General features: G+C 36.8%; 29 protein-coding genes and 1 tRNA gene. 21 read left to right on the top strand and 9 right to left on the bottom strand.

From position 1 onward, the window contains the following. Positions 1-74 precede the first annotated feature (74 nt). From Q0874_RS08380 to Q0874_RS08345, 8 genes are all read left to right on the top strand, one after another. Positions 75-575, top strand: a complete 501-nt coding sequence (locus Q0874_RS08380; protein ID WP_299161821.1) for an SRPBCC family protein — start codon at positions 75-77, stop codon at positions 573-575. Continuing rightward, positions 575-1267, top strand: a complete 693-nt coding sequence (locus Q0874_RS08375) for an SDR family oxidoreductase (RefSeq protein WP_299163222.1) — start codon at positions 575-577, stop codon at positions 1265-1267. The genes Q0874_RS08380 and Q0874_RS08375 overlap by 1 nt, the downstream gene beginning before the upstream one ends. Beyond that, complete coding sequence (locus Q0874_RS08370) at positions 1268-2578, top strand: deoxyribodipyrimidine photo-lyase (protein WP_299161818.1); 1311 nt, start codon at positions 1268-1270, stop codon at positions 2576-2578. 175 nt (positions 2579-2753) lie between these two features. Beyond that, positions 2754-4187 (top strand): amidohydrolase, encoded by a 1434-nt coding sequence (locus tag Q0874_RS08365; protein ID WP_299161815.1) that lies wholly within the window; start codon positions 2754-2756, stop codon positions 4185-4187. A 24-nt stretch (positions 4188-4211) separates the two neighbouring features. Then, positions 4212-4643, top strand: a complete 432-nt coding sequence (locus Q0874_RS08360; protein ID WP_299161812.1) for a (4Fe-4S)-binding protein — start codon at positions 4212-4214, stop codon at positions 4641-4643. A gap of 72 nt (positions 4644-4715) precedes the next feature. Continuing rightward, positions 4716-5636 carry a DUF5050 domain-containing protein gene (locus Q0874_RS08355; RefSeq protein WP_299161810.1) on the top strand — a complete coding sequence of 307 codons (921 nt, stop codon included), beginning with the start codon at positions 4716-4718 and terminating at the stop codon, positions 5634-5636. 45 nt (positions 5637-5681) lie between these two features. Further along, on the top strand, positions 5682-6128 hold the full coding sequence (locus tag Q0874_RS08350; protein WP_299161808.1) for a VOC family protein: 447 nt from the start codon (positions 5682-5684) through the stop codon (positions 6126-6128). 74 nt (positions 6129-6202) lie between these two features. Further along, a complete protein-coding gene (locus Q0874_RS08345) occupies positions 6203-7204 on the top strand; it encodes a pirin family protein (protein WP_299161805.1) in 1002 nt (333 codons plus the stop codon). Between the two features lie 60 nt (positions 7205-7264). Here the strand turns inward: Q0874_RS08345 and Q0874_RS08340 are convergent, their stop codons facing one another. The 4 genes from Q0874_RS08340 to Q0874_RS08325 all read right to left on the bottom strand — a co-directional run bounded on the left by Q0874_RS08340 (position 7265) and on the right by Q0874_RS08325 (position 9999). After that, positions 7265-7588, bottom strand: coding sequence for a GNAT family N-acetyltransferase (locus tag Q0874_RS08340; RefSeq protein WP_299161802.1), 324 nt, complete (start codon positions 7586-7588; stop codon positions 7265-7267). Between the two features lie 59 nt (positions 7589-7647). Further along, positions 7648-8955, bottom strand: coding sequence for a UDP-N-acetylglucosamine 1-carboxyvinyltransferase (gene murA / locus Q0874_RS08335; RefSeq protein ID WP_299161799.1), 1308 nt, complete (start codon positions 8953-8955; stop codon positions 7648-7650). A gap of 15 nt (positions 8956-8970) precedes the next feature. After that, positions 8971-9624: a DUF4290 domain-containing protein gene (locus tag Q0874_RS08330; protein ID WP_299161796.1), complete on the bottom strand. Its 654-nt coding sequence runs from the start codon at positions 9622-9624 to the stop codon at positions 8971-8973. Between the two features lie 87 nt (positions 9625-9711). Next, positions 9712-9999, bottom strand: coding sequence for a DUF493 family protein (locus Q0874_RS08325; protein ID WP_299161793.1), 288 nt, complete (start codon positions 9997-9999; stop codon positions 9712-9714). A gap of 87 nt (positions 10000-10086) precedes the next feature. Here Q0874_RS08325 and Q0874_RS08320 point away from each other — a divergent pair, with 87 nt between their 5' ends. The 5 genes from Q0874_RS08320 (at position 10087) to Q0874_RS08300 (ending at position 14618) form a co-directional block, all read left to right on the top strand. Further along, a complete protein-coding gene (locus Q0874_RS08320; protein ID WP_299161790.1) occupies positions 10087-10650 on the top strand; it encodes an ATP-binding protein in 564 nt (187 codons plus the stop codon). A gap of 2 nt (positions 10651-10652) precedes the next feature. Further along, entirely contained in the window at positions 10653-12551 is a 1899-nt protein-coding gene (locus tag Q0874_RS08315; RefSeq protein WP_299161787.1) for an ATP-dependent DNA helicase RecQ, read from the top strand. Beyond that, the gene (gene fmt, locus Q0874_RS08310; RefSeq protein ID WP_299161784.1) at positions 12548-13495 is read left to right on the top strand and encodes a methionyl-tRNA formyltransferase; all 948 of its coding nucleotides are present in this window, start codon (positions 12548-12550) and stop codon (positions 13493-13495) included. Before Q0874_RS08315 ends, fmt begins: the two co-directional genes overlap by 4 nt. A gap of 176 nt (positions 13496-13671) precedes the next feature. Continuing rightward, complete coding sequence (locus tag Q0874_RS08305) at positions 13672-13944, top strand: HU family DNA-binding protein (RefSeq protein WP_299161781.1); 273 nt, start codon at positions 13672-13674, stop codon at positions 13942-13944. 113 nt (positions 13945-14057) lie between these two features. Next, positions 14058-14618 carry a YqgE/AlgH family protein gene (locus Q0874_RS08300; protein WP_299161779.1) on the top strand — a complete coding sequence of 187 codons (561 nt, stop codon included), beginning with the start codon at positions 14058-14060 and terminating at the stop codon, positions 14616-14618. Here Q0874_RS08300 and Q0874_RS08295 read toward each other — a convergent pair. Together Q0874_RS08295 and Q0874_RS08290 are read right to left on the bottom strand one after the other, a co-directional pair. After that, positions 14611-15453, bottom strand: coding sequence for an aminotransferase class IV (locus tag Q0874_RS08295; protein WP_299161776.1), 843 nt, complete (start codon positions 15451-15453; stop codon positions 14611-14613). The genes Q0874_RS08300 and Q0874_RS08295 overlap by 8 nt on opposite strands. A gap of 53 nt (positions 15454-15506) precedes the next feature. Further along, entirely contained in the window at positions 15507-15890 is a 384-nt protein-coding gene (locus Q0874_RS08290) for an START-like domain-containing protein (RefSeq protein ID WP_299161773.1), read from the bottom strand. A gap of 135 nt (positions 15891-16025) precedes the next feature. On the opposite strand from Q0874_RS08290, the gene Q0874_RS08285 reads away from it, so the two are divergent. Next, positions 16026-16102: transfer RNA gene (locus Q0874_RS08285), tRNA-Met, on the top strand. A gap of 338 nt (positions 16103-16440) precedes the next feature. Next, positions 16441-17424 carry an ATP-grasp domain-containing protein gene (locus tag Q0874_RS08280; RefSeq protein WP_299161770.1) on the top strand — a complete coding sequence of 328 codons (984 nt, stop codon included), beginning with the start codon at positions 16441-16443 and terminating at the stop codon, positions 17422-17424. Positions 17425-17508: 84 nt separating this feature from the next. On the opposite strand, the gene Q0874_RS08275 is transcribed toward Q0874_RS08280, so the two are convergent. Next, positions 17509-18459 carry a phosphoribosylaminoimidazolesuccinocarboxamide synthase gene (locus Q0874_RS08275; RefSeq protein ID WP_299161767.1) on the bottom strand — a complete coding sequence of 317 codons (951 nt, stop codon included), beginning with the start codon at positions 18457-18459 and terminating at the stop codon, positions 17509-17511. A 9-nt stretch (positions 18460-18468) separates the two neighbouring features. Then, positions 18469-19422, bottom strand: coding sequence for a PhoH family protein (locus Q0874_RS08270; protein ID WP_299161764.1), 954 nt, complete (start codon positions 19420-19422; stop codon positions 18469-18471). Between the two features lie 129 nt (positions 19423-19551). Here Q0874_RS08270 and Q0874_RS08265 point away from each other — a divergent pair, with 129 nt between their 5' ends. The 5 genes from Q0874_RS08265 (at position 19552) to dnaN (ending at position 24320) form a co-directional block, all read left to right on the top strand. Next, positions 19552-20382: an SAM-dependent chlorinase/fluorinase gene (locus Q0874_RS08265; RefSeq protein ID WP_299161761.1), complete on the top strand. Its 831-nt coding sequence runs from the start codon at positions 19552-19554 to the stop codon at positions 20380-20382. After that, a complete protein-coding gene (locus Q0874_RS08260; protein ID WP_299161759.1) occupies positions 20383-20679 on the top strand; it encodes a putative quinol monooxygenase in 297 nt (98 codons plus the stop codon). Between the two features lie 4 nt (positions 20680-20683). Next, positions 20684-21415, top strand: a complete 732-nt coding sequence (gene gldF / locus Q0874_RS08255; RefSeq protein WP_299161756.1) for a gliding motility-associated ABC transporter permease subunit GldF — start codon at positions 20684-20686, stop codon at positions 21413-21415. Further along, a complete protein-coding gene (gldG, locus tag Q0874_RS08250) occupies positions 21415-23082 on the top strand; it encodes a gliding motility-associated ABC transporter substrate-binding protein GldG (protein ID WP_299161754.1) in 1668 nt (555 codons plus the stop codon). The genes gldF and gldG overlap by 1 nt, the downstream gene beginning before the upstream one ends. 119 nt (positions 23083-23201) lie before the next feature. Continuing rightward, complete coding sequence (dnaN, locus tag Q0874_RS08245; protein ID WP_299161752.1) at positions 23202-24320, top strand: DNA polymerase III subunit beta; 1119 nt, start codon at positions 23202-23204, stop codon at positions 24318-24320. Positions 24321-24377: 57 nt separating this feature from the next. Here the strand turns inward: dnaN and Q0874_RS08240 are convergent, their stop codons facing one another. Beyond that, the gene (locus Q0874_RS08240; protein ID WP_299161749.1) at positions 24378-24740 is read right to left on the bottom strand and encodes a DUF4870 domain-containing protein; all 363 of its coding nucleotides are present in this window, start codon (positions 24738-24740) and stop codon (positions 24378-24380) included. Between the two features lie 188 nt (positions 24741-24928). Between Q0874_RS08240 and mnmE the strand changes: the two genes are divergently transcribed. Next, positions 24929-25845, top strand: a 917-nt coding sequence (gene mnmE / locus Q0874_RS08235; RefSeq protein ID WP_299161746.1) for a tRNA uridine-5-carboxymethylaminomethyl(34) synthesis GTPase MnmE, incomplete at its 3' end; no start/stop codon positions are given.

Raw genomic sequence — 25845 nt, 5'->3', positions numbered from 1 at the left:
ACATTTACTATTTGTTTAACACATTTAATTTTTTATTAAACAATATTGCTCTTAATTTTGTTAAAAACATTTTAATGAAGTTATATCAACTACATTCCAGGCAAACCTTACCCATTACTCAGGATGAGGCATGGAATTTTTTATCAAATCCCGCAAATCTGAAGCTTATCACGCCGGACCACATGGGTTTTCATATTTTAAACGGTGCCGACAGGGATATGTTTCCAGGTCAGATCATTCAATATTCAGTTGCTCCGTTTGCCGGAATAACAACAAAATGGGTCACCGAAATCACACATGTTAAGGAAGGTGAATACTTTGTAGATGAACAAAGGTTTGGCCCATATGCACTTTGGCATCACAAGCATTTTATAAATCCCGTTTCAGGTGGGGTAGAAATGGAGGATATCATTGACTACAAGTTACCCTTTGGAATTTTGGGCCAATTAGCACATCCCATGCTGGTTAAAAAACAACTGGAAAAAATATTCGCATACCGCGAAATGAAACTTGAGGAAATTTTCGGACGTATGAAGGACTCCTCCAATAAATTAAGTATAAAATCCATTTCATGATGAAGAAAAATATATTATTAATCGGAGGATCCTATGGTATTGGTTTATCTATAGTAAAACAATTACAGGAAACCCATACAATTTATGTAGCGTCCAGAAGTGCAGATGGTTTGAAGAATCTGAACGTAGAATATATTCAATTTGACGCATTAACTGACTCATTGAATACTGCGCAATTGCCTGAGGAACTTCATGGATTTGTATATTGCCCCGGCAGTATTAACTTAAAACCTCTAAAAATGCTTAGCATGGCTAACTTTGAGGAAGATATGCAACTTAACTTTTTTAGTATGGTAAGGGTTGTTAAAGACATCATCGGCCGGATGGCAGATAATTCTAGTATGGTGTTCTTCAGTACGGTCGCCGTAGGTACAGGAATGCCGTTTCATACAAGTGTATCTGCTGCCAAAGGTGCTATAGAGGGTTTTGTAAAATCTCTAGCCGCAGAATATGCGCCTAAAGTTCGAACGAATGTCATTGCTCCCTCTCTTGTAGATACCCAGCTGGCAGGCCGCTTATTAAATAATGATCGAAAAAAAGAAAGTATGGCCGAACGCCATCCTCTCAAACGAGTAGGCCATCCTGAGGATATTGCCAATATTGCGACTTTTTTGCTTAGTGATAAAAGCAGTTGGATAACCGGACAGGTAATAGGTGTAGACGGAGGCTTGTCTACCCTCAATATTAACTAAATGCAAGGAAAAGTAAGTGTTTTTTGGTTTCGGAGAGACCTAAGGCTCCATGATAATGCCGGGCTGTACAATGCTCTGAAAGGAAGCCATCCGGTATTGCCCATTTTTATTTTTGATACTGAAATACTTCAATCGCTTCCGGAAAATGATGCGCGGGTTACTTTCATTTACGATTCTTTACAGGAAATGAGAAAGAAGATGAAAGAGCAGTATCAATGCTCAATTGGCATCTATTATGGCAATCCCCTGGATATTTTTAAAAAACTTACCAATCAATATGACATACAAAATGTATATACCAACAGGGATTATGAACCTTATGCCCAAAAAAGGGATAGTGAGATTGCACAAGAACTAAAATTATCCGGAATCGAATTCAAAACTTTTAAAGATCAGGTAATCTTTGAGGAGAATGAAATAGTTAAAGATGATGGCAAACCCTATGTGGTTTATACGCCATATATGCGCAAGTGGAAAGAAAAATTCAAAACAGATAAGCCGGTTATGGCTTATGACTCCGAGTCGTTATTAAACAGGGTGTTCAAACAAGCAGATTTGCCTAATCTGTTACTGGAAGAAATAGGATTTAAAAGATCTGAAATTGCTGTTCCTGCTTATGATATTTCTCCATCATTACTTAATTCATATGAAAAAACCAGAAACTTTCCGGCCATAGAAAAAGGCACCTCCAAGTTAGGGCCCCATTTGCGATTTGGGACCGTTTCTACGCGACAAACAGTGTTAAAAGCCCTAAGTGCCAGGAATGAGACTTTTTTAAATGAATTGATTTGGCGCGAATTTTTTATGCAAATCTTATGGCATTTTCCGCATACTGTTTATAAAGCTTTTAAACCAAAATATGATAGAATCCCATGGCGAAATGATGAAAAGGAATTTGAAATGTGGAAAAAAGGGGAAACAGGATACCCCCTTGTTGATGCGGGAATGAGGGAACTTAATTCTACGGGGTTTATGCATAACCGGGTACGAATGCTGGTAGCAAGTTTTCTTTGTAAGCATTTATTAATAGATTGGCGTTGGGGAGAAGCTTACTTTGCTTCAAAACTTTTAGACTTTGAACTTAGCAGCAACATTGGAAACTGGCAATGGGCTGCAGGGAGTGGCGTAGATGCAGCGCCGTATTTCAGGATCTTTAATCCCCTTACACAAGTAGAAAAATTTGATCAACAAAAAGAATACATCAATAAATGGGTTCCTGAACTACAGGAATTGACATATCCCCAAATGATGGTGGATCATAAAATGGCCCGTGAACGCTGCCTTAGAATATACAAAGAAGCACTAAACTGAATCCTTTTGGTTACATCTGGCAAATTAACATGCTCCTTAAAGAATTCAGTGATTTAATTCTTTAAAAGGCGTTGGCCAAAGGGTTAGAGACTTTTTATGATTGTTAAAGACATTACCCAGCAAAAAAATGTATTTTTATTGGATTGATTACCAATTCTAATTCTTTTTTAAAAATATGAGAAAATTACTCTTTGGATTATTGTTGATTCTAACTTCTACAGCCTCTGCTCAAAAAATAAGCAACAACAAAAAAGAAATTATACAATCTATTGAAAAGCACAATGCAGAACTAATAGCTATTAGCGATTCTGTATGGGCTCTTGCTGAAACAGCTTTTAATGAAAAACAATCTTCGGTAATTTTAGCTGACTATGCAGAAAAGAACGGTTTTTCTGTTGAGCGCGGCGTTTCCGGAATGCCCACTGCCTTTATAGCAACTTATGGATCCGGAAAACCGGTTATAAGTATTTTAGGTGAATTTGACGCCCTGCCGGGAATATCCCAAAAGGCACAACCTACAAAGGAAGCTTTAAATGAAGGAGCAGCCGGACACGGTTGTGGCCATAATTTATTTGGAACTGCCAGTCTTGGCGCTGCGGTGGCCGTAAAAGAGCTCATAGAAGAGGGCAAAATTAAAGGGACTATTAAATTTTTTGGCACTCCGGCAGAAGAAAAATATTTTGGAAAGGTTTGGATGGTACGCGATGGCTTATGGGATGATGTTGATGTTAACCTAAGTTGGCATCCGGCGGACAATACAGAAGCCGATGCACAAAGTACATTGGCCCTGGTTGACTTTAAAGTTGAATTTTTTGGTCAGGCGGCACATGCGTCTGCTGATCCCTGGAATGGAAGAAGTGCCTCCGATGCCTTAGAATTATATACCACAGGAATTAACTACTACAGGGAACATATTAAACCAACGGTACGGATTCATTACCATATTCAAGATGGTGGACAAGTAGTTAATGTAGTACCTGATTATTCTAAACTTTGGGTGCGTGTAAGAGACACTAAGCGAAGCGGAGTAATGCCTGTATACGAAAGGGTTCAGAAAATGGCCGAAGGCGCAGCAGTAATGGCGAATGTAGATTACAAGATTTCCCTTATTTCCGGAATTTATGAAGTTTTGGTAAATAGATCAGGTGAGGAAATCATGCAAAAGAACCTGGAATATTTGGGGGATATCACATATACAGATGAAGAACAGGCCTTTGGCAAAAAGATTCAGGAGGTTACAAAAAAGCCTCAGATAGGAATGGACAGCAAAATTAATCCGCTGAAGGAAACCAAAGAACACCCCGGCGGTGGGTCAACAGACGTGGGTGATGTAAGTTGGAATGTTCCTAACATAAATTTAAGTGTAACTGTAGCGCCAAAAGATACTCCATGGCATTCGTGGGCAGTAGTAGCGTGTGGTGGAATGAGTATTGGTCATAAAGGGATGACCTACGCTGCTAAAGCTTTAAGCATGACCGCTGTTGATCTCTTTGAGGATCAAAAATTAATAGAAAAAGTTAAGAATGAATATATAGAACGGAAGGGTGGCGAGGTCTACGAACCAAATATTCCTCCGGGGCCACCACCAGTGGGAGATAACTATGAATAAAGTATAAAGAATAACTTATAAATTATGGCAGAAAGAGAAATAATTAAAGAATATTCAAAGGGTGATCTAACTGTAGTATGGAAACCAAAGAAGTGTGTCCATTCTGCTATTTGCGTGCATACCTTGCCGAAAGTGTATGATCCGAATAAGAAACCCTGGATTGAACCAGAAAATGCAACTATTGATGAATTAAAATCACAAATTAATAAATGCCCTTCCGGGGCGCTAACCTATACTATGAAAGAAGAAACAAAAAATTCCGAAGAAGAAACTAATAATACCCGCGTAGAAATAATGACCAATGGCCCCCTTTTGGTGCATGGCAATTTAGAAGTAAAGGATGCCAGTGGTAAGACTGAAAGTAAAAGCGGGGTAACGGCGTTATGCAGATGTGGTGCATCGGCTAACAAACCCTATTGTGATGGAGCTCATAAAAAGATAGACTTTGTAGGGTAAAATAATTGTTATCTATTCATAATTTAGGTATCTGGAATTGAAAGTCATTGTATAAACTAAACTCTGAATATTATGAATGTGATATTTAACAAAATTCTGGTAATTCTCTTTATTATGGGTGCGGGACAAAATTTTGGACAATCATCCCAGCTTAAATCAATGCTGGAAGTTTATTCAATAGAAACGGGGGAACGAAAAGTAATATATGAGGAAAAGGCTCACTTTGAAGCCCCCAACTGGAGTCCTGATGGGAACTTCTTAATTCTCAATCAAAATGGACTTTTATACAGGATAAAAATTGATGGAAGTTCAAAGGAGCAAATAGATACAGGAGCTGCTGTGAGATGTAATAATGACCACGGAATTTCTCCTGATGGCACTATGCTGGCCATTAGTAATAATGATCCTATAGAGGGCGTGGAGTCCGGCACTTCCCGAATCTATACATTACCTTTAAAAGGAGGCACACCTCAACTTGTGACATTAGAATATCCATCCTACTGGCACGGATGGTCTCCCGGGAGTGATGCCGTTGTATATACCGCAAGTCGCAATAATAACTATGATATTTATAGAATTTCAATTCAGGGAGGTGAAGAGGAACGCCTCACCAACAGCCCGGGTCTGGATGATGGCCCTGAATATTCCCCGGATGGTAAATACATTTATTACAATTCAATGCAATCCGGTAAAATGGAGATTTGGAGAATGAAACCCAATGGTAGCGAAAACGAACAATTAACCAATGATGCCTATTCAAATTGGTTTGCACATCCCTCACCTGATGGAAAGTATTTTGTTTTTATTTCCTATCTGGAAGATCAGGGAGACCGTCATCCTCCATTAAAATCCGTTGCATTGAGACTCTACGATTTAAATACAAAAGAAATTAAAAGTCTTTGCCTTTTTTTAGGCGGACAGGGAACAATTAATGTCCCCTCCTGGTCGCCCGATAGCAAACACTTTGCTTTTGTATCTTATGATAATCAATAATGCATTATTTATAAGTGCCTAAAAAAATATTCAAAACCCTTTCCTATGAAAAAACTAATGCTCTTACTCTTAATTTGCTATTTTTCAAAATCGTATGCCCAGGACTTTGATTTTCAATACGACCATTATTCTTTTATAGTGACAGATCTCAAAAAGACCGGAGACTTCTATGCTAACATATTAAAACTAAAGGAAATTCCTCATCCTTCTGCAGCACAAGGATTTAGATGGTTTAGTATACATGGAAATTCTCAACTTCACCTTATAGGTAAAGATTCCGTGATTCGTCAAAATAATAAAAGTATGCATCTGTGCCTGGCAACACAAAACCTGGATGGTCTCATTTCTTATCTGGAAGAGAAAAATATCCCTTATTGGGACTGGCCCGGAAAAAAGAATGCCGTTACAGACCGTGCAGATGGAGTGCGTCAGATTTATATTAAAGACCCTGAAGAGAATTGGGTTGAAATTAATACCGCAATCCATGATTGATATGTGAAATTTTATTTGGAATGTAACTTTAAGTAACTACAAAAAAATTATCAAAACATCAAAAATTTAAAACTATGAGTAACCCAGTCAAACGAATATTTCCTTTAGGTTTCCCATGGGAAACGCAAGACCCGTTTTTGTTCTGTGTTTATCATTTAGATCATTACCCAAAGGGAAATAGTGCAATGGAACCCGACGTATCTCTTGAAGGGCGTAACCTGGGCAACGATTTCACTATAAAAGATGGTTGGAGAATGTATCACGGACATACCATTCCCGGGTTTCCTTATCATCCGCACAGAGGTTTTGAAACGGTTACAATTGTAAATAAAGGGTATTGTGATCATTCAGACTCATTAGGAGCTGCTGGTAGATTTGGACAGGGTGATGTACAATGGATGACTGCTGGCAGGGGGGTTCAGCATTCTGAAATGTTCCCTTTGCTCAATACAGATAAGGATAATCCGTTGGAATTGTTTCAAATTTGGATCAACCTACCAAAAACAGATAAATTTGTTGACCCACATTTTAAAATGCTCTGGCATGAGGATATCCCCCTTGTTAAGATCAATAATACTACAGTAAAAATAATTGCAGGTAGCTATTCCGGAAAGACTGCACCAGATCCCGCGCCCAATTCCTGGGCAGCAAATTCTGATAACGAAGTGGCCATATGGAATATTCATATGGATGAAAACGAAACATTTAATTTGCCTCCTGCATCTTCAAATTTAAACCGTACCCTATATTATTACGACGGTGCAGAAGTTAAGATTGGTGAGCAGGTGATTAAACCCAATCACGGTGTGGAGCTTAATTCAGATGCAGAAGTTACATTAGAAAATGGCAGCAAGAAATCACACTTTTTATTATTGCAGGGAAAACCTATAAACGAACCGGTTGCTAAGTACGGCCCCTTTGTTATGAATACGCAGCTGGAAATTCAACAAGCCATGGAGGAATACAGGCTTACGCAATTTGGTGGCTGGCCCTGGCCACATGCAGACAACGTTCATCCAAGAGAAAAGGGAAGGTTTGCTAAGTACCCAAACGGAGATGTTGTAGAACGTGAATGATTTGATAATCAATTAAGAGCCTTTTGGTAATTTGGACTTTTACTATTATTGATATTTTTTCTAGCCTACCGAAAACCCCGGAGCTAATAAACCATCTGCTTTACCTGGATTACGCTTAAGGTATGCAGCAATAAAAGGACATAAGGGAGCTATTTTAAATCCATTTTCCCTGATATGTTCAAGAGTTTTGGATACAATAATAGCTCCTATACCATTCCCTTCTAAAGTGCGGGGTACTTCGGTATGGGTGAGATATATAATATTATTCTTGGCCTGGATATATTCTATAAATGCAGTTTCGCCTTCAACGAGCAATTCAAATCTTTTCTTTTGACCCAAATCATTGCTAATCAGAGGTAGTTTTTCCCAAGCCGGATTTTTCATTTTTAAGATTTTAAGAATAGTATGCCTCCATAAAAATAGGAGGTCTATAACTCCTTTTGTTACATCCTTTCAATCTTAGCGCCAATTGCCCTTAGACGATTGTCAATATCCTCATATCCCCTGTCTATCTGCTCAATATTATGGATGATTGATGTTCCTTTTGCGCATAGAGCGGCAATTAAAAGGGATACTCCGGCTCTGATATCGGGGGATACCATGGTTGTAGACTTTAATGTGGATTTAAAATTGTGGCCAATTACAGTAGCCCTGTGTGGATCGCAAAGAATAATTTTTGCCCCCATATCTATTAACTTATCTACAAAGAACAAACGGCTTTCAAACATTTTCTGATGGATGAGCACTTCGCCCTTGGCCTGTGTTGAAATAACAAGGATAATACTTAACAGATCCGGGGTGAGCCCGGGCCAGGGTGCATCTGAGATAGTTAAAATAGAACCATCAATATAGTTGTGAATTTTATAACCCTCTTTATGTTCAGGAATGTAAATGTCGTCCCCTCTTTTTTCCAGAGAAATACCCAATTTTCTAAAAACCGATGGAATCTGACCTAAGTCGTCCCAGCTGACATTCTTGATCGTTAATTCGCTTTTGGTCATTGCTGCAAGACCTATCCAACTCCCTATTTCTATCATGTCCGGCAACATGGTATGCTCTGTGCCTTGCAAATTCAGAACCCCGTCAATAACCAATAAATTAGACCCAATACCGGAAATTTTTGCTCCCATCCGGTTTAGCATCTTGCACAATTGTTGCAGATAAGGCTCACATGCTGCATTGTAAATAGTTGTTTGCCCTTCTGCCAGGACAGCTGCCATAACAATGTTAGCGGTACCTGTAACCGATGCCTCATCTAAAAGCATATAGGTGCCTTTTAGTCTTTTGGCTTCTACCCCATAAAAATGCTCCTCTTTATTATATCGGAATTTTGCACCCAACTGAATAAATCCTTCAAAATGGGTATCTAATCTGCGCCTACCTATCTTATCACCTCCTGGTTTAGGAATGTAACCCTTGCCATATCTGGCTAATAAAGGGCCTACCAGCATAATAGAGCCTCTTAATCCCCTGCCATCAGTTTTAAATTGTTCAGATTGCAAATAAGACAGATTAATGTCATCTGCTTTAAAAGAATAAGACCCTTTGCCTTTTTTCTGGATTTTTACTCCCAGGTCTTCTAGTAAGGAGATTAGCTTGTTAACATCAAGAATATCCGGAATGTTGTTTATGACTACCTCATCCGGGGTAAGCAAAACCGCACAAAGAATTTGTAATGCCTCATTTTTAGCGCCTTGTGGGGTTATTTCCCCATGAAGTTTATGGCCGCCCTCAATTTTGAATGTTCCCATTTAAGGAAGAAATATTTAATACCGTTTTTTACCTCTGTTAGTATTTCGCTGGCCCTTTTTTGGGGAACTGGTCCTATTGGATTTTGAAATCCGTGATTTAAGAAACTGTCCACTATCAGTAAGGTTAACACCATCAGCAGCTAAATCTATTTTTCCATCACTTAGTTCATAAAGGTGCTTAAAAATTGCTTTATCCTCTACGGTATCCTTGTTCCAATTAAGATAACACTTCTTCATGTGATTAGCTATAGCATATTCCAGCCCTGCCCGCTTATCGCCTTCATCCCATCCAATGGCTACATCTATCATTCGCTTTATGTTATTGCCATAAAAACGGTATTTAGGATGGTTTTGTGGGTATTCCAATGGATCAGGTCTTGCTTGCAGGACTTCCTTTGGAGTTATGGGAAAAGGTGATTCAGCTTTCAACTTAAAGTCGGACATAATAAATAGTTGATCCCAAAGTTTATGCTGAAAATCGGGTACGTCCCTCAAATGAGGTTGAAGGTTACCCATGACACTAATAATGGCCTTTGCCACTTTATTTCTCTCTTCATCGTCTTTTATAGAGACGGCATGATCTACCATTTTTTGAAAATGGCGACCGTATTCGGGAATAATGAGCTTTTCGCGCTCAGTATTGTACTCTAGGTTTTCTACTGGATTCAAATTTCTATATAATTCTGATTAAATATATGTAAAGGAAGTATCTCTATAACGGTTGCAAATTAGGAAAATTATCCCAGTTATACCAGTTTATAAAGATATTACGCCCTCAACGAGGCCAACTTCTTTGTATTTTTCTATAACCGCATCAGGATTTGCAAGATTTACCATAATTGAAAGACTCGTATATTTACCCTTACTGGATTGTTTAGATTCAATAACAGCTCCTGTATTATCAAAAATTTGTTGTATTTGGGTGATTTTATCCCGGTCTGTGGGAACTATAAATTTATATAAGTAATCTGCTGGCCAGCTGTTACTTTTAAGTAATTCTTCTTTGAGTCTAAGGTAAAAATCATCTGATTTCTCAGTATCCATTTAAAAGTTTTTACAAATATAAAGCTTCGTGATCAATTTTTTATGCTTGCTCGCATTGATTACTTTTGTGATTGTAAAATTTAGTTATTGAAATCTAAAAAAATAGTTATTACGGGAGGGCCGAGTACTGGAAAAACGGTCATTGTACAGCAACTTGAAGCACTTGGTTATACCTGTTTTCACGAGATTGTGAGAAGTATGACTCTTGAGGCAAAAGAAAAGGGTAATCCTGATTCCTTTGTTTCCAATCCACTTGCTTTTGTCAAAGATCCTTTTGAATTTAATCAAAGAATCCTTAGCCGCAGGATGGAACAATATAGCAAGTCCGTTAATATGAATATTCCCTATGTCTTTTTTGACCGCGGTATTCCAGATGTTTTGGCTTATATGGACTATTTTGACCAAAGTTACCCCCGTGATTTTGAAGAAGCGTGTACAACCAACAGATATGATAAAGTTGTAATCCTGCCTCCATGGGAAAAGATATATGTATCTGACAATGAAAGATTAGAAAGCTTTGAGGAGGCCATTGAAATTTATGACCACTTAAAAAAGACTTATATGAGATATGATTATGAGCCGGTTATTATTCCAACTGGCACTGTGGAAGAGCGTATTTCTTTTTTGTTAAATGAGGTGAAGAAAGATTGACAATGAGGGATCCGCAAGAAATCTTAAAAAAATATTGGGATTATGAAGACTTTAAAGGATCTCAGAAAGCTATAATAGATGCTGTGTTAAATGGTAAAGATGTGCTTGCGCTTTTACCTACAGGGGGAGGTAAATCTTTGTGTTATCAAATTCCGGCGATGGCCGGTGAAGGATTATGCATTGTTGTTTCGCCATTAATAGCCCTTATTCAAAACCAGGTTCAGCAATTGAAGGATATAGGTATTAAGTCCATTGCCTTAACAGGAGGTATTTCCAGAGAAGATTTAAATAATCTGCTAGACAATTGTATTTACGGAAATTATAAATTCTTATATCTATCACCTGAACGTTTACAACAGGAAATAGTAAAAGACAGGATTGCTCAAATGGAGATTAATCTTATTGCGATAGATGAAGCACACTGTATCTCTCAATGGGGAAATGATTTTCGACCGGCGTATTTAAATTGTTCTCTTTTGCGGGATATTAAACCAGAAGTTCCTGTAATTGCACTTACAGCCACTGCCACCGCAAAAGTTGCCCAGGATATTACCGAGAATCTTAAGTTCAAAGAACATCAAATTTTCAAAGATTCGTTTAGCAGGAAAAATATATATTTTGGGGTAATTTGGGAAGAAGATAAACAAAGGCGTCTGTATGAGTTATGCAAGAATACAGACCAAAGTGGTATTATATATGTGCGCAGCAGAAGAATGGCTCAGGTAATCGCTGCTTTTTTAAATAAAAAAAATATTTCTGCTACCTTTTATCACGGGGGTATTCCAAAAGAAGAAAAGGAGAAGAAACTAAATTTATGGCTCAATAATAAGGTAAGAATAATGGTGGCCACAAATGCCTTTGGAATGGGAATTGACAAAGCCGATGTTACTTTGGTAATTCATTATCAAATCCCGGAAAGTCTGGAGAATTATTACCAGGAAGCTGGCAGGGCAGGGAGAAATGGTCTCCCGGCTAAAGCCATAATGATAACCAACAAAGACGATGAATTACAACTAAAAAGCCAATTTTTAAAAGTATTGCCCGATGTCAAATTTTTGAAATTACTTTATAATAAACTCAATAATTATTTTCAAATACCCTATGGAACTCTGACTGAAGAAATATTTCAGTTTCGATTTGAAGAATTCTGTCACCTCTATAAGCTCAATTCACCTATGGCATATAATGGGTTACGCATTCTTGATCAAAATTCTGTGATATCCTTATCGCAAAATTTTTCCCGTAAAACAACTGTACAATTTTTATTTTCTAAAAACGCCCTCTTAGACTACCTGGAAAGACATCAGAGCATTGTACCATTCGCACAAACCATTTTAAGAACTTATGGAGGGATTTTTGATTTTGAAACAAAAATAAATACGCTTTTAATTTCAAAAAAAACTTCACTTTCAGAAGAAAAAATATTAAATGACCTGGAACAACTGGATAAAGATAAGGTCATAAGTTTAAAAGCAAATAACAGAGATCTGGAACTCGTTTTCCTGGTACCCAGGGAAGATGACATTACCATTAATAATTTTTCAAAGAAAGTAGAAATGCAGTTGCAAACAAAGGTAAATAAGGTTGAAAGCATGCTTGGTTATATAAAAAATGACAAGTTGTGTAGAAATCGACAACTGCTATCGTATTTTGGTGAAAAAACTGATGAACGTTGTAATAATTGTGATGTTTGTAATAACCAAAAGAAACTTGACTATACCAATTTTCTTGAAATAAAAAGTGATATTATTGAATTATTGGAAATGAAAGAAAGTAGTTCAAGAGACATTATCCAGGAATTACCGCAAAATGAGCTCTTGATATTAAAAACACTTCAAATGTTGCTAGAGGACGGTAAAATTACTATTAATTCAAAAAATGAATATAGCCTTCAAAGATGAGAAACTTGAGAATAGTATTTATGGGCACCCCGGAATTTGCTGTCGCTACTTTAGAAAAGCTGGTCCAAGAGGGCTACCAAGTTGTAGGAGTAATTACAGCACCCGACAAACCTGCAGGAAGAGGTCGAAAAATACATGAATCTTCCGTTAAACAATATGCAAAAAAAGCTGGCTTACATATAATGCAGCCAACTAATTTAAAGGATAAGGAATTTCTTGATGAATTAAGATCACTAAGGGCTAACCTTCAAATTGTGGTAGCATTTAGAATGTTACCAAAACAAGTATGGTCTATGCCCGAATATGGTACATTTAATCTTCATGCTTCATTATTACCTGACTATAGAGGGGCCGCTCCTATAAACTGGGCAATAATTAATGGGGAAAAGGAAACAGGTGTTACTACATTTTTTATAGATGAGAAAATAGATACAGGCGAACTTATTTTGCAAGAAACAACAGAGATTGGACCAGATGATACTGCGGGAGATCTGCACGATAAATTAATGTCCCTCGGAGCGGGATTAGTTTTAAAGACGGTATCCCTGATTGAAAATAACCAGGTTGTAACAAAAAAACAGCCTTTGGACCGCCAATTTAAAACTGCAGATAAAATCAATAAAGAAACTTGTAAAATAGATTGGGAAGAATCTCCTGAGAAAATATACAATCATATTCGAGGACTTAGCCCATTCCCAACTGCCTGGACAAATTTGAACAACGAAGACGAATTAATTACAATAAAAATATACAAAGCTAAATGGGAAAAGGAGGAGCATAATTTTAAACCCGGAACTGTTCATTTCACTAAAAAAGAGCTAAAAGTCGCCTCCCCGGGAGGGTATGTTTACCTGACAGAATTACAGCTTCCAGGTAAACGGAAAATGGCTGTTATTGATGTTTTAAATGGGCTTAAAATCAAAGAATCAGCCCATATGACCTAAAGCCCCATGACCATTGGGCTTGGAGAATCAGCCAAAAAAACCCAACTTTATCAACAAACGTTTTAAGTTATCAACAAAAACGCTGATTTACCCCAGTTTTACTTGTCTTAACCGCAAATCCGTATAAATTTGTTCAAGCTTAAAATTATTTAACAACTATTAATTTATTTAAAATTATGAACAAAACAGAATTAATTGATGCGATGGCAGCCAGTGCTGGCATCACTAAAGCAGCAGCAAAAAAGGCGTTGGAGTCTTTCTTAGGGAACGTAGAAGGATCACTTAAGAAAGGGAATAGAGTATCTCTAGTAGGTTTTGGATCTTGGTCTGTTTCTAGAAGAAATGCCAGAGAAGGAAGAAATCCTTCTACTGGAAAGACTATACAAATTGCAGCTAAAAATGTAGTTAAGTTTAAAGCAGGTTCTGATTTAAGCAGCGCTGTAAACTAATCCATCTTTTCGAAATATATGAAAGCGTCCCATAAACCGGGGCGCTTTTTTAATTTATATGGGTTTTTGTTATTTACTAGATTTATCTTATTTTTAAAAGTATTAATAGAGCTATGATAAGTTTAAAACCCAAAAAAGGGAAATTGCTGATTGCAGAACCTACGCTTACAGGAGATGTTTCTTTCAATAGATCTGTCGTTCTTTTGGCAGAGCATAATGATGAAGGATCGGTAGGATTTATTCTTAACAAGCCACTGAATTATGACATTAGTGATCTTATTGAAGATATAGATGTCCCATTCCAGGTATTCAACGGAGGACCAGTAGAACAAGACAATCTTTATTTTATTCACAAGGTACCGCACCTTATTGATAACAGTATTGAAATATCAGATGGAATATTTTGGGGTGGTGATTTTGATAAAACTGTAAAACTCATTAACCAAAAGGTGATCACTAACACGGATATACGATTTTTTCTGGGGTATTCGGGATGGTCATCACTGCAGCTTGATCAGGAACTGGATTCAAAATCCTGGATTGTAGTAAAAAATGAATATGAGAGTAATATCATCCAAAAATCTACAATAGCTTTCTGGAAAGAAAAAATGCTGGAACTCGGTGGTGATTATTTATTGTGGTCTAATGCGCCCGAAAATCCTAGTCTTAATTAAACCTGGCGGCAGCATTTAGTTTCCCCAAAATATCTTTAGCCACTTTGTTTTCAAAAGTCTTCTTGCGATATTTTGTTATTGGTTGTATTCCCATAACACTGTTTGTAATGAATAATTCATCGGCCTGCTGAAGTTCAAATGGGGAAATGGATATCTCCTGGCATTCATAAGTGTCAATTTTGTTGAGAATATCCAATATTTTTTTTCTTACAATACCTTTAATACAGCCGTCTTCTAGAGGTGGCGTTTTTAAAACATTATTTTTTACAAGGAAAATATTCCCGTTAAGTGCTTCAGTTACCGACTTGGAATCATTTAACAACAAACAATTACTATAGCCATTCTCTTTTGCATAAACACTACCCACAACATTCAGGATTCTGTTGGTTGTTTTAAGATTGGAAAGCATGTTTTTACTTATTGTAAAATCTTTAAATAGTTCCACTTCATAACTGTCTTCATTTAAAAAATAATACGGATTTGTTAAAAGATCTGCATCAATAATATAGGATACTTCATTGCTTTCCGGTTTATAGGAGCCCCCATTATTCCTGAATACCGTAATCCTAATTCGGGCCGAATTGCTTTCTGCCCCTGTGGGAACTGCTTTTAATATTTGTTCTTCTAAAAACTCCATGGTAAAAGACATTGGTATCTCCATTCTTAATATCCGCATGGAGGACATTAGACTTAAATAATGATCTTCCCAAAAAATAATCTTCCCGTTTACTACCCTAAGTGTTTCAAAAAGAGCATCACCATAAAGTAAGCCTCTATTTTTACCATTCAGATAGAGGGCATTATCATCTACTATTTGTCCATTGAAATTAACCATAAAAAAAGCCTTGATAAATCAAGGCCAAATATACTGTTAAAATTAATTTTATATTACTTGGAACCCAGTACTTGTTTAAGATCGGATACCTGGTTTGTCCATAACATTTTTGCTTCATCAATTTCATCCTCTTCTGCAAAATCAGTTATAAAAAGAGATACATCCTTCGTGATTTCATCAACAATAATCCGCATCTCAAAAAAACTATCATCCTCATTTTCCGACCATGTAAACTTTATGAATTCATCACTTTTCTTTTTTAAGAGTTTGGCCTCCTCTTCAGATCCATCCCACATGAAGTTGAATATTTCACCACGAGAATTTACATTGTCTGCAAACCATTCAGACAGTCCCGATGGCGTTGACAGATACTGGTACAACAACTGGGGAGAAGACTGTATTACAAACTCAATTTCAAATTTTATTTTATCACTCATTCCACAACATATTTATGTTGGACAATATATATATTTAAATATGATAAAAAAATAAATCGGACATATTAATTTTGATCATTGAATTTTGACGGACAAGAAATTAACCTTTATATTTGCAGGCATTTTAAAGCCTTTGGCGAGGTAGCTCAGGTGGTTAGAGCGCAGGATTCATAACCCTGAGGTCGGGAGTTCAAGTCTCCCTCTCGCTACCAGTATTTAATAGATTGCCGAGATTTAGGTCTCGGCTTTTTTAATTCAGCTACAACAGCTGAAAAGTCCGGTAGCCGAACAATAGTTCCATCTCATATGCTTAGGTATAGTTTTGTGGCCCTTCTATTGGAAAATGGAAGGAATATCAGGCATATTTAACATCATTTGAGTCATAGTTCTAACATAACGACCAAGATTTACACCCATGTGACCAAAAGATCATTCATACACATCAAAGATTTTTTATCTTAGTTCTTATAAATGAAAAATAGTTTATAACCATGTCTCATTTTTTGGTAACATAATGAACAGGATTACAAAAAATTAAAATACTAAATATATGAATATAGCAGTTACTGCAGTTGGAGGAGGAGTTGGCATGAATATTATTAAGTCATTGGAAGATTCTAACTATAATATTATAGGGTTAGATGCAGATCATTTGGCAGCGGGGCTTTATCTGTCAAAAACCGCTTATTTAATTCCATATGCAAACACGGATAATTATATACCAAAACTCTTGGAGATATGCAAAAATGAAAAAATTTCACTTTTGTTTCCAGGGTCGGATCCTGAGTTGATGCCGCTATCCTTAAATAGGCATCTCTTTGATAAAATTGGAACTAAGGTGGTAGTAAGTAGACCAGAAGTAATTACCCTGTCTGACGATATACAACTGGCTTTTGAACATCTTATGAGATCCGGTGTCAATGTTCCTATTACTTTTTTAGCTGAAAAATTTAATCCGAGTAAAGAGAGCTATCCATTTATATTAAGACAAAGAGTTGGTGGCGCAAGAGCAAAGAATAAATTTTTAATCAAAAACAGTGTTAAATGGGAGAAGGCTTTAAAAAAAATTGAAAGTGACATTTCCAACTATATAATAATGGAATACATAGAAGGTGATGAATACACCTGCGGCAGCATTAACTTAAACGGTTCTTGCGAAGGTGTAATTGTTATGCGAAGAATTTTAAAAGGTGGTGAAACTTACAAATGTTTCACCATTAAAAATGATGTTATAGAAGAAGAAGTTAGAAAAATATTGGAGGTGATTAAACCTTTTGGAGCGTGCAATGTAGAGTTAAACTTAAAAGATGGAAAGCCTTATGTTTTTGAAGTTAATGCTCGATGCTCAGGCACCACAGCAGCAAGAGCCTGCTCCGGTTTTAACGAACCTAAAATGATTGCCGATTATTTGTTAAAAGGTATTAAACCAGAATATTCTTTTAAAGAACAAACTATTTTAAGATATTGGAAGGAGTTTAAAGTGGAAAATGACCTTATTGACGAATTAAAACAACAACAGGTAATCAAAAGATAAGCACAAAATAAAAATAGCTATCTGACAAATTTAAATTAAAAATGTAAAATCATCGGGGGATTTTACTTATGTGGATTATGGTAATTACTTTTCCAAATACTTCAAGACGTTCTTCTCAATACGCTCTTGAATGTTTGAGATATCTGCCTTTACAAATGGTTCTCCTGTGATATTCTCGTACAATTCAATATAACGCTCAGAAACTGTAATAATGTACTCATCAGACATTTCGGGAACCGTTTGTCCTTCCAGCCCCTGAAATCCATTACTAATCAACCATTGACGAACAAATTCCTTAGAAAGTTGTTTTTGACCTTCTCCCCTACTCTGTCTTTCTTCGTATCCCTCCGCATAAAAGTAGCGGGAAGAATCAGGAGTATGAATTTCATCAATTAATAGAATTTCACCTGCTTTGTTTTTTCCAAATTCGTATTTGGTATCAACCAGGAGTAAACCTCGCTGTTTTGCAATTTCCGTGCCTCTCTTATATAATGCCCTGGTATAATTTTCGAGGATTTCATAATCCTGCTCTGATACAATACCCCGCTTTATGATATCTTCTCTGGAAATGTCTTCATCGTGATTTCCCTCTTCGGCTTTTGTAGCGGGGGTTATGATTGGTTCTTTAAACTTATCATTTTCAATCATTCCATCGGGCATCGGAACACCACAGAGCGCTCTTTTCCCGGCTTTATACTCACGAGCCGCATGCCCCGAAAGATATCCCCGTATTACCATTTCAACCTTAAATGGTTCGCAGGCCTGGCCAATAGCTACATTTGGATCCGGAGTGGCCAATAACCAATTTGGAACTATATCTGAAGTAGCCTTCATCATTTTGGTAGCAATCTGATTGAGTATCTGGCCCTTGTATGGAATTCCTTTAGGCATGACAACATCAAAAGCAGACAAGCGGTCTGTTGCTATCATGATCAAAAGATCATTTTTTAATCGATATACTTCCCTAACTTTTCCCTTGTATACACTTATTTGGTTAGGGAAATTAAAATTTGTTGTCATTAATGTCTCGCCCATATCGCTAAACTAGTTTTGATGCTCAATATTTTTATAGGCATCTATTACTTTCTTCACAAGATTATGGCGAATCACGTCTTTATCATCCAGATATATAATTTGTATCCCCGGAACACTTTTAAGGATTAATAATGCTTCTTTTAGGCCGGAGATGACTCTTCGTGGCAAATCAATTTGTCCGGGGTCGCCGGTAATCAAAAATTTAGCATTCTTTCCCATACGGGTAAGGAACATTTTCATCTGGGCATGCGTCGTATTCTGCGCCTCATCAAGGATTACAAATGCATGGTCCAAAGTTCGTCCGCGCATAAAAGCTAACGGGGCAATTTGTATGGTTCCGTTTTCAATATAATGAATAAGTTTTTCACCAGGTATCATATCCCGCAACGCATCATAAAGAGGCTGCATATATGGATCCAGTTTTTCTTTCAGGTCTCCGGGTAAAAATCCAAGGTTTTCTCCAGCCTCAACCGCAGGCCGTGTTAAAATGATCCTTTTAACCTCTTTATTCTTTAATGCCCTCACCGCTAATGCCACCCCGGTATAGGTTTTACCCGTACCTGCAGGACCTATTGCAAATACCAGGTCATTTTTTTCAGTAGAATCAACCAATTTTCTTTGGTTGGCTGTAATTGCTTTAATGTAACGACCATTAACCCCATGAACAATAATGTCTCCGCTACTTTCAGAAGATTCATATTCTCCTTTACCGTTGCTTGTAAGCAATCGCTCTATTACATTTTCGTCTAGGGTGTTGTATTTGGTAAAATGGGCCGTAAGCATATGAAACCGCTTATCAAACTCGTCCAGCAGAGGTTCATCGCCAAAAACTTTTATTTTGCTTCCTCTGGCTACTATTTTTAATTTGGGAAAATACTTTTTTAAGAGATTAATGTTTTCGTTTTGATGTCCGAAGAATTCCCTTGGACTAATCGCAGTAAGTTCTAAGTTAAGTTCGTTCAAAGAATAGATTTATTTAATTGATGTATGCCGTAAGATAAATTTCTGTAGGCTGTTTTTTTCACGTAATTTTGTCAAACAAACTTAAGTAAAAATCGGTTTGAATAGTTAAAAAAATATCAACAGTGCTGCATGGCGATCATTACTTTAACTACAGATTTTGGATATAAAGACCATTTTGTAGGAGCCCTTAAGGGGACTATTTATAAAGAGCTTTCGGATGCTAAAATTGTTGATATCACACACGCCGTAAGCCCTTTTAATATTCAGGAATGCGCTTATATTCTTAAAAACTCTTACAAGGCTTTTCCGGAAGGAACCATTCATATTGTTGGGGTAGATTCTGAACCCACCATTGAAAACCAGCATATTGCTGTATTGGTTGATAACCACTATTTCATAAGTGCCAATAATGGGGTAATTAGTCTAATAACTTCAGAAATTAAACCCGAAAAAGTTGTTGAAATAAATATTCCGAACCCCGTGAATGGATCCTTTCCTGTACTGGACATATTTGTCAAGGTTGCATGCCATATAGTGCGCGGAGGAAAGTTGGAGGTTGTTGGTAAATCATTTGAAGACTTAAAAGAACTCAAAGAATTTGCTCCAAGAATAACAAACGAGGGTAAAACAATTGTTGGGAGTGTTATTTATATAGACAACTATGGAAATGTGATAACAAATATTCAGAGAAGCCTGTTTGAAGCCTACCGGAATGGGAGAAAATTTGAAATTAACGCGAGAAATAGAAAAATCAGTCAAATCCATAACAGGTATAGCGACATAATAAATTTCGACCTTGGAAAAAACCAGCGAAAGGGTCCGGGAGATTTATTGGCCCTTTTCAATTCGTCTGACTATTTAGAACTAGCTATTTATAAGAGCGATCTGAACACGGTTGGGGGCGCCTCTACCCTATTGGGTTTGGATTACAGAGATACCATTATAATAAACTTTTTATAAATGCTGATACGCATCGTTAAGTTGACATTAAAGAAAGAAAATATTGCTAGTTTTGAGCAAATTTTTGAAGAAACCAAAAGCTTTATCCGAAATTTTGAAGGCTGTCTTTTCCTTGAACTATACCAGGACAGAGAACATTCAAACATCTTCTTCACCTACAGTCATTGGGAAAAAGAAGAAAACCTGGATGCTTATAGAAAATCTGAATTCTTTAGAAATGTTTGGGGGAAAACGAAATTATTGTTTGAAGAAAAGGCCGAAGCCTGGAGTGTGAACAGAATTAAATCAGTAAAATAAACCTATGCTTGCCATATTTAAAAGAGAAGTACTTTCATTCCTTATGACCCCCGTCGGTTATTTGATTATCGGCTTTTTCCTGGTGCTCAATGGTTTGTTTTTATGGGTGTTTAAAGGTGATTTTAACATATTTGAATACGGTTTTGCAGATTTGAGTAATTTTTTCCTTTTAACTCCCTGGGTATTTTTGTTCCTGATTCCTGCAGTGACCATGAAGAGCTTTTCCGAGGAAAAGAAAGCTGGCACATTAGAATTGCTTTATATAAAACCAGTTAGTTTAGGACAAACCGTTTACGGTAAGTTTTTCGGTGCATTATTTCTTGTTGTAATTGCACTGATTCCAACCTTCCTTTATAGCATTTGTATTTCGCAATTAGGCATTACACAGGGCAATTTGGATTGGGGTCTTATTTATGGATCATATTTTGGACTGTTTTTCTTAGCCATGAGCTACACAGCTATTGGAATTTTCACATCCACATTAACCGAAAGTCAAATCGTTGCTTTTATCCTTGCCTTGGTTGTTTGTTTTATGTTCTATTATGGATTCGAAGGGGTTTCAACACTTTTCACTGATGGTGGTACCACGCAATTTGTAATGTCATTAGGAATGAAATCGCATTTTGAAGGGATTTCAAGAGGGGTTTTAGACAGCAGGGATTTAATTTATTTCCTTAGTTTGTCTGTACTCTTTCTGTTTTTTGCAATTGTTCAATTAAAAAATCATTCCAGGTAATGAAGCGAAGTAGGTTACTTACCAATGGTTTGGCATTGCTCGTATTTATATTGGTTAATGTAGGTGCAAGTTTAATTTATTCAAGAATAGATCTTACAGAAGATAAGCGATACACGCTGTCCGAGCAGGCATCAGAAGCGGTATCAGTTTTTAATTCACCTATTGTAATTGATGTACTCCTGAAGGGTGAATTGCCTGCCGAATTTGCAAAACTAAAAGCGGAAACCAAACAGATATTAGAGGAATTTGCTTCCATAAATAATAATGTAAAATATAACTTTGTTGACCCTCTCTCGGATAACTCCCAGCCCGAAGCCACTATTGCTGAATTACAAAGTCTGGGACTAACTCCGGCGAATATAACAGTTGAAGAAAATGGAAGGGTATCTCAGGAAATTCTTTTCCCATGGGCCATGGTCAACTATAATAATAAAACCATTAAAGTTCCTCTTTTAAAAAATAAATTGGGAGCTTCTTCAGAAGAGCGGGTGAATAATTCTGTACAAAATTTAGAATATGCCTTTGCAGATGCTTTTACTAAACTGGCAATTAAAACAAAAAAAAGAGTAGCGGTAATAAAAGGCAATGGAGAATTGCAGGATATTTATCTGGCTGACTTTCTTACTACCATAAGGGATTACTACAATATAGGGGCGATCACCCTGGATTCGGTAGAAAAAAATCCTCAAAAAGTATTGGATCAGCTAAAGGAATACGATCTGGCGCTTATTGCCAAACCCACAGAGGCTTTTACCGATAAAGAAAAATATGTGTTGGATCAATTTATCGTAAATGGTGGAAAATCTATTTGGTTAATAGATCAGGTAGCCATAGAATTAGACAGTCTCTTTAATTCAAAAGGCAGTTCTATGGCTTTTCCAAGAGACCTTAACCTGAATGATTTTTTCTTTAAATATGGATTCAGGATAAATCCGGTGCTTATTAATGATTTATATTTCACACAAATAGTACTGGCGACGGGTGAAGGGAACAATTCTCAATATAATCCGGTACCCTGGTTTTACAATCCTATGGTTCTCTCACCCAATAACCACCCGGTTAATAATAATCTGGAGGCACTTCGCTTTCAATTTGCAAATAGTATTGATACTATTGCCAATTCCTATCGCAAAACTGTACTGTATTCGAGTTCACCGCTTTCAAGGCCCGAAGGCATACCAAAAATGATAAGTTTAGACATTATTAATACCCCTCCAAATAAAGAAATTTACAATGATGGCAATAAGCCTGTGGTACTGCTTATTGAAGGTGCATTTAATTCTGCATTTATCAATAGAATTGTTCCTATAAAACTAGAAGGCACTAAACTCAAAGGGAATGATAATAAGATGCTCGTGGTTGCAGATGGAGATGTAATAAAAAACCAAATTAGGAACAACAGACCACTTGAGTTGGGGTATGACAAATGGACCAATAATTTTTATGGAAACAAGGAATTTTTGGTGAATAGCATCAATTATCTTTTGGATGACACCGGACTTATAAACATTAGAAATAAGAAAGTAAAAATCGCATTATTGGATCCGGAAAAAATTGTTGAACAAAAAACAAAGTGGCAATTGATTAACGTTGGTATTCCCGTAGTACTTGTTATCTTTTTCGGTTTGGTTTTTAACTATTTTAGAAAGAGAAAATACACCGCCTAAGTGTTAATAAGTTTGTTTTATACACTAGGACATTTAGGATATATTTGTTTAATTGGATTTCATACAATAATATCACAAATTGTTAAAAAGGAATCAATCAAAAAAAGCATAAATAACGAATGAAATTTATAGTATCCAGCACTTATTTATTAAAGCAACTTCAGGTTTTGGGTGGGGTTATTAATAACAGTAATACTTTACCTATTCTTGATAATTTCCTATTTGTCCTAAGTAAGAACAAACTCACAGTTTCTGCCTCCGATCTGGAGACCACAATGAGTTCTGTCCTGGAGGTAGATTCGGATTCAGAGGGTACAATAGCAGTACCGGCAAGGCTTTTGCTGGATACCCTAAAGACTTTTCCGGAACAGCCACTGACATTCGTCGTCGAAGATAATAATACGGTAGAGATCAGTTCTAACCACGGTAAATATGCACTGGCTTATGCAGATGGTGCAGAATTCCCTAAAGCAGTAGAACTTGCGAATCCCAGTTCTACCAATATTATGGGCGATATTCTTGCCAATGCCATAAATAAAACAATTTTTGCTGCCGGTAATGATGATTTAAGACCGGTAATGAGTGGGGTGTTCTTTCAATTCTCATCAGAGCATTTGATTTTTGTGGCCACAGATGCCCATAAGTTGGTAAAATACCAGCGTAACGATGTTAAAGCTTCTGAAGTAGCTGAATTTATAATGCCTAAAAAACCATTAAACCTTTTAAAAGGTATTCTTGCGGGCAGTGAGGAAATGGTGAAAATAGAATACAACGATAGTAATGCCAAATTTAGTTTTGACAATACAGAACTCATTTGCCGTCTTATAGATGGAAAGTACCCAAATTACGAGGCTGTAATTCCAAAAGAGAATCCAAATAAATTGACCATTTCCAGGAATCAAATATTGAGTTCAGTAAGGCGGGTCTCTATTTTCTCTAACAAAACTACGCATCAAATAAGGCTGAAAATTGCCGGAGCCGAATTGAATATTTCCGCTGAAGATATTGATTACAGTAATAAAGCGGAAGAAAGGCTAACCTGCTCCTATCAGGGAGACGACATGCAAATTGGATTTAATTCCCGGTTTTTAGTAGAAATGTTGGGAAATCTGACCTCAGAAGAAATATGTTTGGAAATGAGTCTTCCCAACAGAGCCGGTATACTAACGCCAATAGATGGCCTTGACGAGGGGGAAATGGTAACCATGCTGGTAATGCCGGTGATGCTTAATAACTAAAGGCAATAAATAATATAAAAAATCCCGCTGTTTGGCGGGATTTTTTTGTTTCATATGTTATTTAATAAAAGGTATGGTCATGAAATTACTGGGAGACTCTCCTCTAGAAGCTTTTACGGCGTTCACGATGGGCATTATAAAGCCAAGTAGGCCTGTCCCGATTAATGTAAGTATGCCAAGTCCAAATAATAGAATAGCAGGAATACTCAAGACGATGTAAAGTAATAAACTTAGTTGTAGATTAAGAACAGCCTTTCCATGTTCATCCAAACTATCTACGGAATTCTTTGAAGTCAGCCATATAATTAAGGGGGTTATTAAGCCACCAAACCCAATGATATAATTTAATAATTGCGTCAAATGCGTAATAACGAGCAGTTGCCTGTCGGCGCGCATTGTTCTTTGATTGATAACTTCCATTTTTTGATTGATTTTGATGATGTTATATATAAGACGTGATTTTTTATAAAATGTTACACACTATTTTAGGAATATTTAGATAATTAAAAAGATAATCTTTTGATTAGCGCCGTTTTATAACATGAAGCCCATAAAATCTATTATACAGGGGATAACTGGCTTTTCCCTATTTTTGCAAAAATATGTCTATGATTTCCAAGGATACCATAATTGCGTTAGCCACACCATCCGGTGCAGGTGCCATAGCGGTTATTCGATTATCCGGAAGAGAAGCCATTTCTTTGGTTTCAAAATTATTCAGGTCTGTTAGCAGGAAAGATTTAAAAAAAGTAAATACGCATACCATCCATTTAGGTTATATAATGGATGGAGATACTACTATAGATAAGGTCCTGGTATCCATTTTTAAAGGGCCAAACAGTTATACTGGAGAGAATGTAGTTGAAATTTCATGCCATGGCTCAATATACATCCAACAACAAATAATCCAATTGTTCATCAGGAATGGTTGCCGTATGGCAAATGCAGGTGAATTTACCTTGCGTGCATTTTTGAACGGTAAAATGGATCTGAGTCAGGCCGAAGCAGTGGCAGATCTAATATCAAGTGAAAACGAGGCATCTCATAAAATTGCCATGCAACAGATGCGGGGAGGTTTCAGCAATGAAATTAAACTCCTGAGGGAAGAACTTTTAAACTTTGCCTCCTTGATTGAATTGGAGTTGGATTTTGCTGAAGAGGATGTTGAATTTGCTGACAGAGAAGAATTTCAGGGTTTACTAAGCAGAATTGAAAGCGTTCTAAAAGGACTGGTAGATTCTTTTGCCCTGGGAAATGTAATAAAAAGCGGGATTCCCATAGCTATTGTAGGGGAGCCTAATGTAGGTAAATCTACTCTTTTAAATTCACTGTTAAATGAAGAGCGTGCCATTGTATCGGAAATTGCAGGTACCACCAGAGATACCATAGAAGATGAAATAACCATTGGAGGTATTGGGTTTCGGTTTATAGATACTGCCGGAATCAGGGAGACTCTTGATACTGTTGAGCGCATAGGAATTGAGAGAACCTATGAGAAGATGGAAAAAGCAGAGGTGGTGCTATT

This window comes from uncultured Eudoraea sp., assembly GCF_947490415.1.
Taxonomy (GTDB): Bacteria; Bacteroidota; Bacteroidia; order Flavobacteriales; family Flavobacteriaceae; genus Eudoraea.
The sequence above is the reverse complement of the archived record's forward strand: the minus strand, read 5'-3'. Positions and strand labels throughout refer to the sequence as shown.

What these genes read in the sequence shown, in the direction of transcription:
- Q0874_RS08380 (WP_299161821.1), top strand. Translation starts at nt 75, where the DNA reads ATGAAGTTATATCAACTACATTCCAGGCAAACCTTACCCATTACTCAG.
- Q0874_RS08375 (WP_299163222.1), top strand. Translation starts at nt 575, where the DNA reads ATGAAGAAAAATATATTATTAATCGGAGGATCCTATGGTATTGGTTTA.
- Q0874_RS08370 (WP_299161818.1), top strand. Translation starts at nt 1,268, where the DNA reads ATGCAAGGAAAAGTAAGTGTTTTTTGGTTTCGGAGAGACCTAAGGCTC.
- Q0874_RS08365 (WP_299161815.1), top strand. Translation starts at nt 2,754, where the DNA reads ATGAGAAAATTACTCTTTGGATTATTGTTGATTCTAACTTCTACAGCC.
- Q0874_RS08360 (WP_299161812.1), top strand. Translation starts at nt 4,212, where the DNA reads ATGGCAGAAAGAGAAATAATTAAAGAATATTCAAAGGGTGATCTAACT.
- Q0874_RS08355 (WP_299161810.1), top strand. Translation starts at nt 4,716, where the DNA reads ATGAATGTGATATTTAACAAAATTCTGGTAATTCTCTTTATTATGGGT.
- Q0874_RS08350 (WP_299161808.1), top strand. Translation starts at nt 5,682, where the DNA reads ATGAAAAAACTAATGCTCTTACTCTTAATTTGCTATTTTTCAAAATCG.
- Q0874_RS08345 (WP_299161805.1), top strand. Translation starts at nt 6,203, where the DNA reads ATGAGTAACCCAGTCAAACGAATATTTCCTTTAGGTTTCCCATGGGAA.
- Q0874_RS08340 (WP_299161802.1), bottom strand. Translation starts at nt 7,588, where the DNA reads ATGAAAAATCCGGCTTGGGAAAAACTACCTCTGATTAGCAATGATTTG.
- murA (WP_299161799.1), bottom strand. Translation starts at nt 8,955, where the DNA reads ATGGGAACATTCAAAATTGAGGGCGGCCATAAACTTCATGGGGAAATA.
- Q0874_RS08325 (WP_299161793.1), bottom strand. Translation starts at nt 9,999, where the DNA reads ATGGATACTGAGAAATCAGATGATTTTTACCTTAGACTCAAAGAAGAA.
- Q0874_RS08315 (WP_299161787.1), top strand. Translation starts at nt 10,653, where the DNA reads ATGAGGGATCCGCAAGAAATCTTAAAAAAATATTGGGATTATGAAGAC.
- fmt (WP_299161784.1), top strand. Translation starts at nt 12,548, where the DNA reads ATGAGAAACTTGAGAATAGTATTTATGGGCACCCCGGAATTTGCTGTC.
- Q0874_RS08305 (WP_299161781.1), top strand. Translation starts at nt 13,672, where the DNA reads ATGAACAAAACAGAATTAATTGATGCGATGGCAGCCAGTGCTGGCATC.
- Q0874_RS08300 (WP_299161779.1), top strand. Translation starts at nt 14,058, where the DNA reads ATGATAAGTTTAAAACCCAAAAAAGGGAAATTGCTGATTGCAGAACCT.
- Q0874_RS08295 (WP_299161776.1), bottom strand. Translation starts at nt 15,453, where the DNA reads ATGGTTAATTTCAATGGACAAATAGTAGATGATAATGCCCTCTATCTG.
- Q0874_RS08290 (WP_299161773.1), bottom strand. Translation starts at nt 15,890, where the DNA reads ATGAGTGATAAAATAAAATTTGAAATTGAGTTTGTAATACAGTCTTCT.
- Q0874_RS08280 (WP_299161770.1), top strand. Translation starts at nt 16,441, where the DNA reads ATGAATATAGCAGTTACTGCAGTTGGAGGAGGAGTTGGCATGAATATT.
- Q0874_RS08275 (WP_299161767.1), bottom strand. Translation starts at nt 18,459, where the DNA reads ATGGGCGAGACATTAATGACAACAAATTTTAATTTCCCTAACCAAATA.
- Q0874_RS08265 (WP_299161761.1), top strand. Translation starts at nt 19,552, where the DNA reads ATGGCGATCATTACTTTAACTACAGATTTTGGATATAAAGACCATTTT.
- Q0874_RS08260 (WP_299161759.1), top strand. Translation starts at nt 20,383, where the DNA reads ATGCTGATACGCATCGTTAAGTTGACATTAAAGAAAGAAAATATTGCT.
- gldF (WP_299161756.1), top strand. Translation starts at nt 20,684, where the DNA reads ATGCTTGCCATATTTAAAAGAGAAGTACTTTCATTCCTTATGACCCCC.
- gldG (WP_299161754.1), top strand. Translation starts at nt 21,415, where the DNA reads ATGAAGCGAAGTAGGTTACTTACCAATGGTTTGGCATTGCTCGTATTT.
- dnaN (WP_299161752.1), top strand. Translation starts at nt 23,202, where the DNA reads ATGAAATTTATAGTATCCAGCACTTATTTATTAAAGCAACTTCAGGTT.
- Q0874_RS08240 (WP_299161749.1), bottom strand. Translation starts at nt 24,740, where the DNA reads ATGGAAGTTATCAATCAAAGAACAATGCGCGCCGACAGGCAACTGCTC.